At 47.8% G+C, this 10,905-nt stretch carries 7 protein-coding genes and 1 pseudogene; 2 read left to right on the top strand and 6 right to left on the bottom strand.

Annotation, left to right across the window (positions count from 1 at the left end; translation table 11 throughout):
- A pseudogene (locus B153_RS0126815) lies at positions 1–261 on the top strand (IS5 family transposase); the annotation flags it as partial.
- A 279-nt stretch (positions 262–540) separates the two neighbouring features.
- Here B153_RS0126815 and B153_RS0126810 read toward each other — a convergent pair.
- From B153_RS0126810 to B153_RS0126785, 6 genes are all read right to left on the bottom strand, one after another.
- Positions 541–1,998: a TonB family protein gene (locus tag B153_RS0126810; RefSeq protein ID WP_026262484.1), complete on the bottom strand. Its 1,458-nt coding sequence runs from the start codon at positions 1,996–1,998 to the stop codon at positions 541–543.
- A gap of 169 nt (positions 1,999–2,167) precedes the next feature.
- Positions 2,168–2,539, bottom strand: coding sequence for a ribosome hibernation-promoting factor, HPF/YfiA family (gene hpf / locus B153_RS0126805; RefSeq protein WP_020599840.1), 372 nt, complete (start codon positions 2,537–2,539; stop codon positions 2,168–2,170).
- A 139-nt stretch (positions 2,540–2,678) separates the two neighbouring features.
- Positions 2,679–4,130: an energy transducer TonB gene (locus B153_RS0126800; protein ID WP_020599839.1), complete on the bottom strand. Its 1,452-nt coding sequence runs from the start codon at positions 4,128–4,130 to the stop codon at positions 2,679–2,681.
- 113 nt (positions 4,131–4,243) lie between these two features.
- A complete protein-coding gene (locus B153_RS0126795) occupies positions 4,244–5,869 on the bottom strand; it encodes a hypothetical protein (RefSeq protein ID WP_040762147.1) in 1,626 nt (541 codons plus the stop codon).
- A gap of 226 nt (positions 5,870–6,095) precedes the next feature.
- Positions 6,096–6,737 (bottom strand): deoxyribose-phosphate aldolase, encoded by a 642-nt coding sequence (locus B153_RS0126790; RefSeq protein WP_020599837.1) that lies wholly within the window; start codon positions 6,735–6,737, stop codon positions 6,096–6,098.
- A 68-nt stretch (positions 6,738–6,805) separates the two neighbouring features.
- Positions 6,806–8,560: a pseudouridine synthase gene (locus tag B153_RS0126785; RefSeq protein WP_020599836.1), complete on the bottom strand. Its 1,755-nt coding sequence runs from the start codon at positions 8,558–8,560 to the stop codon at positions 6,806–6,808.
- 262 nt (positions 8,561–8,822) lie between these two features.
- On the opposite strand from B153_RS0126785, the gene B153_RS0126780 reads away from it, so the two are divergent.
- The gene (locus B153_RS0126780) at positions 8,823–10,841 is read left to right on the top strand and encodes an acetoacetate--CoA ligase (protein WP_020599835.1); all 2,019 of its coding nucleotides are present in this window, start codon (positions 8,823–8,825) and stop codon (positions 10,839–10,841) included.
- The last annotated feature ends 64 nt before the right edge of the window (positions 10,842–10,905 follow it).

Raw genomic sequence — 10,905 nt, 5'->3', positions numbered from 1 at the left:
GATCAAGCCTACAACGGCGTGTTTGCTCAAGAGCTTGACCGTTGGAGTATCGATTTTGAGAAAGCGTCGCGGCCTGAATCAGCCCAAGGTTTTGTACCGGTGGCCAAACGATGGGTAGTGGAACGAAGCATTGCCTGGACGAACTATTTTCGGAGAATCGTCAAAGACTATGAGCATACAGCATCTTCTTCGGTCAGTTGGCTGTATCTGGCCAATAGCCAGATCATGTTACAACGAATCGAGACTTATTGCCAAAGATGATTTCCCAACATACTCTTAGATCGTTTTATACACTTTTATAATTCATTCACTCCGAAACAGGTAAGACTTGCGGTTTATTTTTGCAGGCGATTTAATCCAATATAGGAAGAATTGTAGGCGAAGAGATATAAAGCGAAAAAAAATACGCGCAACCACCTAAAAAACAAAGGCTTTCCGAATAGCCTGATTTAAAAACCTTGCTTGAGCGACATGTGCGCGGAGGTTATCCGGCAAATTTACAAACAGATCACGGGTTTTACCGAAACTTCTTACGCGAAGTCAATCTAGGTTGAAATTAATCGGCAAGTAATACTTTACCTGGACCTTCTTTCCTCGTTGTATACCAGGTATCCAGCGACCGCTCATCTTTTTTACAACGTGCAGAGCTTCACGATCCAAATCAGCCCGAATACTTTGTGTAACAGCATAGTCACACAGGGTGCCATCTGTGCAAACGGCAAAACTCACCACTACTTGACCACTGACTCTATCTTTTTGTGCACTGATTGGATAGAAAAGATGCTTGTCTAAAAACTGCTTAAGAGCTGGCATCCCTCCAGAGAATATGGGATGGCGATCTTCCAGTTCATAGGGGACAGTATCCTGCCTAGCAATACAGGATTTTCCAGCTATTAAAACGCCTTTATCATAGTTTTCTTCGTAGAAATAGGAACCATCTGCATAAAGACCCGTCCACGTACCTTGTTTAAGTTGGTCTTTATAGTGTCCCTGCTCTACAAGTAATGTTTCACGATTTTTATCGGTATACGATTTCACACTTTGATGATATTGTGCCCATCCAGTCCCATTTTTGACTAACTGTCGCCCTGAACTATCCCAAAAAGCAGTTACTTTATCTATTTCTGACGATTCAAGAACATCTCCTATAAAGCGTTCCTGAACTTGCTGAATCTGCCCATTAGCATACCAGGACAAAATCATTTGTTTATCATTGCCGTAATCATGCCGTTTAGCCACAGCTCCGTTTGGATGATACGTGATCTGGGGTCCTGCTAATTTCCCAATCCTATAATTGGTTTCAGTCAGCAACTTTCCCGTAGCATCTACAGTACATATGAAGCCATTTAATTTCAACAATGCCTGCTGATGCCCAATCGTGTAGGTGGGTTCACCCGACAAACCAGGTTGTTCGTTTCGTTTATATACCAGTGAATCGCGGGCATACTCCTCCCATTTCGAATTAACTAATTTGTACAGGACAAGATCGCCAGAAGGAATACCATTAGTATCTAGCGGATTAACTTCCTTGAACCTCACTCGCTCGTTACTATCAGGAAGCACATTAAGGTCCGCATCCTGGTAGGTAATGAATTTACCATTTACATACGCTAAGGGTGCGTTTGGCTTGAATATAATCGGCATACTTACTCGTTGGTAAACAATTTCCCCTTGCTTTCTGGCGGGTTTCCAGGCATTATAAAGTTTGAAAACTCGTATGGCTTCGCGATCGCAATCTGGTCGTAGTTTTTTCGTAACCTGTACATCCGATATATAACCATTTAATCCCACTACACCTGTAAGGACAACAACTCCACCTACACCAGACACCTGTGCCATTATAGGCTTTCGTAGATTTGCCGTTAGAAATGTGTTAAAGGCCCCTATGCCTCCACGCGGCTGCGCTGCACTATCGACTTCAAAAGATTGATAGATTTGAGGCTGGGCAACTACCCAGGAAGGAACTAAAATCAGGAAGAACAAGGATAGATAACGCATAAAGGAAGTCAGCATAAGTAGACGAAAAGTAAGCAATTGATACTTTTCCACCAAATACACCGTCTCGAATCAAGCCATTACTTTACCAGCGACCAATTGACTTCCTTAATCATACCATCGCCCGGCCTTTACTTAAAAGCCGGGCGATGACGCGTATACACACCTAGAATCAAACTAAACTAGCCGGGTCAATTTCGTCGAGGTTAGCCCGGTTGGCATTCGTGTGGTTGCCGAAGCGTTTCTCCAGTTGCCGTTGTAACTTACTGACTACGCTGTGGATCAACGCATACCAGTTATCGCCCGATTCGTCGGCATATACATCGTTGCCGGGTACACCGTATTTGATGCCAACATGCTTCTCGTTGCTTCGTTGGTTAGGCTCCACTTTTAAATACACATCGGCCGTAATGACATCGCCCTTGTAAAAACGCTGAAGTTTCGACAGCGCATCCAGTACAGAAACCCGAAGGTCGTCGGTCAATGTAAATCCTACGGCCTCGATGTCCAACCGTACATTATCTAAATTCTGGTCTTGTTGCATAGCTTGTTTCGTTTACGTCGAGCAATCAGTTGGGTAAGCACTAACGCCCCTTTTATAAATCCCTACGCCTGTATTTTGTTTCAAGACCGACTAGTTTACCAGAACCTGTTCCGCAGACGATTGCCCGGAATACCCTGACTTACTGAAGCGAAAAATTGATAGGCAGATTGTATTTTACTTTAATTTTTTGCCCGCGCTGGGCCCCTGGTACCCATCGCCCACTCGATGCTTTTACCACGCGAACGGCTTCTTCATCCGTTCCGAAACCAATCCCTTTTAGTACCTCCACATCCTCTACCTCGCCTTCTTTATTAATGACAAAGCTGATGAATACCCGGCCCTGCACTTTGGCTCGCTGGGCAGCGGGCGGATAGTGTAAGTTCTGACTCAAAAATTGGCCGAGCGCAGGCATCCCCCCCTTAAACTCAGGCAATTGTTCTGGAACCGTATACTGTACCGTATCCTTTCCAATGGTCCGGGCCTTTCCTTTCTGGCAAACCCCTTTGTCATAGATTTCTTCGTAGAAATACGAGCCATCCTCATAACGGCCCGTCCAGACGCCCTGTTTCACCCGATCCTGGTAGACGCCCTGCTCAATAAACGTTGTCTGTTTGGTCGTGTCGGCGTAAGAACGAACGGTTTCTCTGAATACAGCCCGACCGTTGCCATCTTTAACCTGTTGATTACCTGTGCTATCCCAATAGGCCGATACCAGCACTGGATTTCTGACAACTATTGGTTGAGCTACATCGACCGTCCGTATGAGTTTGATTTGTCCAGTGGCATACCAGGCCGTTATCATTCGTTTGGTATCGACTTCGTCACTTTTCTCCGCTACCAGACCATTCGGATGGTAGGTGATGCGGGGGCCTTTCGGTCGGCCGTGCTCATAATACGTCTGGTCAAGAAGTTGCCCATCGCTGGTCAACGTATAGGCCATACCCTGCCATAAATGTTCAGCATCCTGGTAACCAATCTGATACGTTCTCAGTTTTGCTCTACTCCCCGGCTCGTTTTTCCTGACAAATGGTAATTGACGCTCGACTTTCCAGCTTTTCCCCTTTAGTCTGTACAGGACGATATCATCGGAAGGCAAGCCATTTGTATCAAGCGGAATTACCTGCCGAAAAGTCGCCTGGGTGCTATCCTTTGTCAGCTTATCCGCACTATCAAAGTAGCTGATGCGATTCCCATTTACGTATATAAACGGCTCATTTGCCTTAAACATGATAGGAATATTAACAATCTGTCGAACGGGCTTACCACCTTTGCTGGCTGGTTTCCAGGCTTTAAACAGGCTAAATACCCGTATGGCTTCCCGATCACAGTCGGGTCGGAGACTCGTTAATACCTTTATGCCTGACACGCTGCCGTCAGTTTCGGCAACGCCCGTCAGCATCACCCGGCCGCCAACACCCAGGGCTTCGGCCTGTATGGGTTTTCGTAGATTGGTCTGTAGGAAAAGATTTAAATAAGCCTGTCCACCCCGTGGCTCAGCTACAGAATCGACTTCAAATAATTGATAGGCCGTTTGCTGGGCAAACAGCAGTGCAGGACAAACAACCAGGAAGAGAAGGTATAGATAACGCATAAAAGGAAATGGTTATGGCACATGCAAACTAGAGAATTAGCACGTTTTCACCAAACATTCCTTCATGTGTTTACATCAACATTCGCCCGATCGACAGCCGCTATCAGCTACGATTATTTTTCAATCTTCTTTATCAACTGATCGATCTGTGCTTGCTGTTTCTCGATAAGTTTTTCTAATTGCTGATTCTTTTTATCCTGCTGAATACTATACAGAGTCAGTTCTTCGATCTTCTGGAGTAGTAGCGCATTCATTTTCACCAAGTCCACCCCTTTATTGGCTACCTCCACCGCTGAGGGCACATCCGGCAGGTGCCCGTTCTGCTGGATATAGCTTTCCACGACCGGAAGGGCTCGGAGCAAATAGCCCGAATTAAATACTTTATCGCTCCATTCTGATGGGTCAGAGACCCTGAGTTGGTACCGCGCCTTCATGACCTCACCTTTTTCATCTACAGTTAGGAATTGGTCCGAAAACTGGCTGGTTTTGCTCTGACTAGTCAAATTAGTTAGTCGAAGGCCGCTGTTGTCTGGCTTTTCGCTGACCACTTCAAGCCGGGTTGTTGGTGCTGATGTTCCAATACCCACGTTGACCCCATTGCCTAGGATCATTGAATTACTAGTCGCTACCTGGCTATTGGCACCAATGGCGATGGCATTTTGGAGGCCATCAACCGCCTGACTGTTATAGCCGATTATAACGTTGTCGCTTCCGGTTGTTACGGTTGTCCCTGAGGATGGGCCAACAATGATGTTATTTGTGCCGATTGTATTATAAAAACCGGCTTTACTACCAACAAATACATTATTAGAACTAGTAGAGTTATAACCTGCCGAATCACCAACAGCTACATTATTGTGGCCTGTTTTATTACGGATACCACTCATTACACCCAAGAAAATATTACTATAGCCAGTAGTGTTGTCATTGCCAGCCAAATAGCCCGAAAAGATATTATTACTTCCAGTAGTATTATTGTAACCTGAGTATGCTCCTGAGAAAATATTACCCTTACCTAGTGAGTTAAATGAGCCTGTATAAGGACCTAAAAACACATTAAATTGTCCACTACTATTAGAAGGCCCAGAAAGAAATCCAACAAATACATTATGATTACCACTTATATTGCCTGATCCAGTCCCCGTTCCAACAAAAATATTATTATAGCCTGTAGTGTTTTGCGTGCCTGCACCACTTCCCAAAAAAATATTATCATTCCCTGATGTATTACTTTTCCCGGAATTATAACCTATAAAATTATTATTGCTACCAGATGTACTACTATTGCCTGAATACGACCCTAAAAATACATTGTTGATGCCAGTCGAATATTTTCCTGCTTCATAACCGACAAACAAGTTATCGGAGCCAACTACATTACTATAACCTGTGTAGTAACCTAGGTATGTATTGCGGGGGCCTGTTTGATTGCTAAAGCCAGCCCATGTGCCGACAAATACGTTACTATATGCCGTTGTGTTGTTAATACCTGCTGCATTTCCCACGAACACATTTGAACCTCCAGTCGTATTGGATTGCCCAGCTTGGCTGCCAATTATGGTATTAGATGACCCCTCTGTATTATTCTGGCCTGTTTGGTAGCCAACAAAAGTATTATACCAGCCGTTTGAGGCCATAGCCTGCCCAACTCGAAGCCCTATTAGAACATTATAGGCTCCAAGTGATGTAGAATTTGGCGCACCAATAAAGTTAGTCTGCCCCCGTACAGAAACAGACATGATGATACTTAGGAGAGTAATCAGGTGTTTCAGAGTTAGGAAAGAGTGGAGCGGGGGCAATAGATTGGCAGAATGATCTATTAGGCCAATATTGAAGAAGTTATTTCTTTTGAATAGTTGCTTACTATAGGTGAAGAATAAAGATCGGTAACGCATAGATAGAAATGGTTTAAGTAGACGCAAAATAGAAAAACACTACTTTAAACCAAAATATCCCTCCATTTCTTCACATCAGCATTCGTCCGATTGAGAGCCGCTCTACGCCAGCGGCAACCAACGCTTCCAGTTGGCCTTCTGAAGCGCCATCAGCTACTACTTTAACGCCTACCAACTGAGGAACTTCCCGACGAAACTGCAATGCCGATTCCATAGAAAAATCGGTTTGGAAAGCTCCCGTTGCGTTTTTTATAAAGTCAGCCCCTACATCGGCCGCGAGTTTGACCATTTTCCGACACTGCTCGGCATCCAGCAGGGTCGATTCGAGAATAACGGTGAAGAATTTCTCCTGGGCGTGAACCATAGCCACAAGCTTGGCCAGTTCAATCTTGAGCCAGACTGAGGTGGGCGAAAATAAAGCCGAGGTATTCAAAACCACTTCGATTTCGGTGGCGCCATCCTTCAGAGCCCAGTCAATTTCGGTTTGCTTGGCTTCGGTACGCTGGTATCCGAATGGATAGCCAATCACCGTCGATAGAATAGCCGGATGATTATCGCCCAGTTCCCGCCGAATTTTTTTCACCCAAAACGGTGCCACAGTCATGCCCGCCATACCCAACTGAATCACCTCATCGAGCACTTCATACTGCTCATTGATCGTCACTCCAGGGTGCAGCAACGTCCGCTCGATATACGGGAAAAGGTGATTCATAAATAGTAAATGATTGAATGGCTGGCGCAACCCCTATTCAATCATTCAACAATTCTATCATTCAATCATTAATTAAAGTATTTCAACTTTACAACCTCTTTGGGTTCCAGGAAGCGCCATTTGCCACGGGGCAGGTCTTTCTTGGTCAATCCGGCATAGGTTGTACGGTCGAGCTTAGTAACCTGATAACCAAAGTGTTCGAAAATTCGGCGGACAATCCGGTTCCGACCTGAGTGGATTTCGATACCAACAACCTGAGCATCGGGGGTTATGATACTCAATGCATCCGGTTTGATAGGTCCATCTTCAAGTTCGATTCCATTTCGGATAGCCTCGAAATGCTCCTCGGTTACTGGTTTATCAATCTCAACCTGATAGATTTTACGAATATTGTTCGATGGATGCGTCAGTTTATCGGCCAGTTCGCCATCGTTGGTCAGCAACAGCAACCCTGTTGTGTTACGGTCCAGCCGACCAACGGGATAAATGCGAAAATTTCCGGCATCGGCCACCAGTTCCATCACCGTTCGCCGATCTTCAGGATCCTCGGTAGTTGTGATGTAGTCCTTCGGCTTGTTGAGCAATACATAAACGAACCGCTCAGGATTCAGGACTTTAGTACCATACTTTACCGTATCGCCTTCTTTCACTTTATAGCCCATCTCGGTCACGACCTTGCCATTCACCGAAATATCGCCCCGGGCAATGAGTTCATCGGCCTCCCGACGTGAGCAAACCCCCGAGTTCGCAATGTACCGATTAAGCCGGGTCAGGCCAGGCCTATCCTGCTGTTCTTCTGAACTGCCGCGCTTGGGCCTTTCGTCACTTCCTTTCGGCTTTCCACGCCGATCGTCCGACGATTTCTGACGAAAGGAGGCTGCTTCACGACCAAGCTCCCGATCATAGTTTGGTGCCTGGGTGTATTTTCCGGTGCGTCGATCACTGGATTCTTTGCGCTGCTGACCCGTAAAACGAGACGTTGCATCCTCATCATTGCCGGAACGTCGGCCCCTGCCCCGTTGCTCACCAGCATCGAATCGATTTTTAGGCCGGTCGGTATCAGCGCGGTTAAAGTCATCTGTCCGTTTAAATCGGGGTTTATCATCCCGATCGAAACGAGCCGGGCGCTCTGGCCGATCGTTGTCTTTCGCGAACCGATTGGTGCGTGGCCGATCATCATTACCAAATCGATCGTTGCGCGGGCCGGAGCGCGCGTCATTCCGGTCTCCGCGTGTAGTGCGGTCAAACCGGGGGCGATCTTCTTCCGAGTCACGGCGGAAGCGAGGCCGCTCATCCGATTCGTCACGAAACCGACGTTCGTTGCCAAAACGGTCATTATTGCGTTCAAAACGAGCGGAGCCACGCCGATTCTCGTCCCGCTCATCAAACCGACGATTTCCTGTATCTCCCGACCGTTTGGGGCTAAACCGTTTGTCGTCACGAGGGCCTCTGGCTGGCCGTTCGGAGTCACGATCAAAACGAGGCCGACGGTCGTCAAAATCATCCCGACGTCCCCGATCAAAGCGAGGTTTCTCATCGCGGTCAAAACGGGCTGGCCGTTCATCCCGACGCCGATCGGAAAACCGGCTGTCATTCCGACTGCCCCGGTCATCATCCCGCGAGGTTGGTTTTTGGCTACGGTCCCGGCTGAAACGCGGCTTATCCTGTCTATCGTCCTGCCGGTCATTCGTTCGGCTAAAGCGTGGCCGATCGCCATCCTGGCTACGGTTGAAACGTGGGGCATCGTCCCGACGGCCCATCGAACGACTACCATCACGGTTTTGTCGGGCACCCCGGTCGTTCTTTTCTGAATCCTGATTCATGGAAAAATACAGTAAATCGCCTGTTTATATAGATAAGCAACACTGATTTTCAGTGTACTGTTCTAGGCAAGTAAAAAATGGGTTACAAATTTAGGTTTTTTCAGGATAACCCCGTAAAACTTCTTTTTCCGAAACGCATTTTATTGAAAAAACAATCCAGAGGAGTGGTCAGTCGTTAGTCGATAGTTATTGGTTGCCGATTTGACGATACCGCTATCAACTGACGACGGATACAAAAACGACTAACGACTCCCTACCACCAATGCCCTCACCTACCGAAAAACCGCTATATACGCCCGATCGACGGACCGTTGAACAAACCCTGATGAAACGCTACATGGACTGGCTTTTCATTAAAAAAGGCCTCTACTTTCGTGATTATGCCGATCTCTGGGATTGGTCGGTAACGGATCTGGAAGCGTTCTGGGAGAGTATCTGGCAATTTTTTGACGTGCAAAGTCACTCGCCCTACCAGCAGGTAATTTTCCGACCGAGCGATGCCGATATGATTGGGGTAGAATGGTTTCGTGGGGCTACACTCAATTATGCCGAACACGTTTTCCGGCACAAACCCGCTCACCAGGCAGCCAGTCGACCCGCTCTTCTGTTTGCCTCCGAGCAACAGCCATTAACGGCCATCTCCTGGTCTACCCTGGAACGTCAGGTGATGGCCGTAGCGGCTTATTTACGACAGGCTGGTGTAGAAAAGGGTGATCGGGTGGTGGCGGTATTGCCCAACATACCCGAAGCGGTTGTGGCCTTCCTGGCAGCCAATTCAATTGGAGCCATCTGGTCGAGCTGCTCGCCCGATTTTGGAACCGATAGCGTTGTCGACCGATTCCAGCAAATTCAGCCTAAACTACTCATTGCCATCGACACGTATCAGTATAATGGCAAAGTCATCGATAAGGTGGATGCTATACGTGACCTTAGCACCCGTCTGCCTTCGCTTCAGGAAGTAATCTGGGTTTCTTACCGATCCGTAACCCCAAACGACGGGCTGACTCCACCGACCGACCCTGCAGTAGGGCGAACGGCCAGGTTTGTCCACTGGCAGGATGTACTGACTACGCCAGCTCCCGATGGCTTGACGTTTGAACCTGTACCGTTCGAGCACCCCATCTGGATATTGTACTCGTCAGGAACTACCGGAAAGCCCAAAGCCATTACCCATAGTGTGGGCGGCTGTCTGCTCGAACACATGAAAGCACTGGCTTTGCATCAGGATGTGCGTGTTGGCGAACGGTATTTCTGGTATTCGACTACCGGCTGGATGATGTGGAATTATGCGATGGGGTCGATGCTCGTCGGTGCTACACTGGTACTCTACGATGGGGCGGCTGGCTACCCCAATCTTCATGTATTATGGAAACTAGCCGAAACGGCTCAGGTCAATCACTTTGGTGGAGGAGCCGCTTATTATCTGGCCTGTCTACGAGCGGATATCCAACCGGGGCAACTTGCCAAACTGTCGGCTTTGCGTACCATCGGGTCAACAGGCTCCCCCTTACCGCCGGAAGGCTTTCGCTGGATATACGCAGCCATTAAGCCGACCGTCTGGCTGATCTCGCTCAGTGGCGGTACGGATGTATGCAGTGCGTTCGTTGGTGGTAACCCACTGTTACCCGTATACGAAGGCGAAATTCAGTGCCGTATGCTGGGGGCTCATATCGAAGCATTCGACGAGAACGCAAAACCCGTTCGGGAATCGCTGGGAGAAATGGTTATTCTGGCCCCTATGCCTTCCATGCCCATTTACTTCTGGAACGACCCCAACAACGACCGATACCGCAAGAGCTATTTTGTCGATTATCCGGGTATCTGGCGGCATGGCGACTACATCCAGATTACCCGCCACAACGGCGTGATCATCTATGGCCGCTCCGACGCGACCCTCAATCGGGATGGTGTCCGGATTGGCACCAGCGAGATTTATAGCGCGGTCGAAAACTTACCCGAAATCGCCGACAGTTTGATCGTTGGGCTGGAGCAGCCGGGTGGGCGGTATTTTATGCCTTTGTTTGTCGTGCTGCGCGAAGGGTACTCGCTCACGGACGAACTGGTGGGGCGGATAAAGCAAACACTCCGAAGCCAGTTCAGCCCTCGTCACGTTCCCGATCAGGTCTATTCAATCCGGGAAATCCCTTATACCATTAGCGGTAAAAAGCTGGAAACGCCCATCAAGAAAATCCTGTCGGGTATGGATGCTTCTCTGGCAACCAGTAAAGACACGCTCCGAAATCCAGCTGCTCTGGATCAGTTCACCGAATTTGTACGCTAACTAGTCAGGCACGGCTGGTTGCGATCTGTACAGGTCATAACCAGCCAGAATTAGGCTTTTCCGA

The organism is Spirosoma panaciterrae DSM 21099 (assembly GCF_000374025.1).
GTDB classification, from domain to species: domain Bacteria; phylum Bacteroidota; class Bacteroidia; order Cytophagales; family Spirosomataceae; genus Spirosoma; species Spirosoma panaciterrae.
Note: the sequence above shows the minus strand (reverse complement) of the source record. Positions and strands in the feature narration are given on the sequence as shown.

Coding starts and splice junctions, on each gene's coding strand:
- B153_RS0126780 (WP_020599835.1), top strand. CDS start 8,823: ATGCCCTCACCTACCGAAAAACCGCTATATACGCCCGATCGACGGACC.
- hpf (WP_020599840.1), bottom strand. CDS start 2,539: ATGCAACAAGACCAGAATTTAGATAATGTACGGTTGGACATCGAGGCC.
- B153_RS0126790 (WP_020599837.1), bottom strand. CDS start 6,737: ATGAATCACCTTTTCCCGTATATCGAGCGGACGTTGCTGCACCCTGGA.
- B153_RS0126800 (WP_020599839.1), bottom strand. CDS start 4,130: ATGCGTTATCTATACCTTCTCTTCCTGGTTGTTTGTCCTGCACTGCTG.
- B153_RS0126785 (WP_020599836.1), bottom strand. CDS start 8,560: ATGAATCAGGATTCAGAAAAGAACGACCGGGGTGCCCGACAAAACCGT.
- B153_RS0126810 (WP_026262484.1), bottom strand. CDS start 1,998: ATGCGTTATCTATCCTTGTTCTTCCTGATTTTAGTTCCTTCCTGGGTA.
- B153_RS0126795 (WP_040762147.1), bottom strand. CDS start 5,869: ATGTCTGTTTCTGTACGGGGGCAGACTAACTTTATTGGTGCGCCAAAT.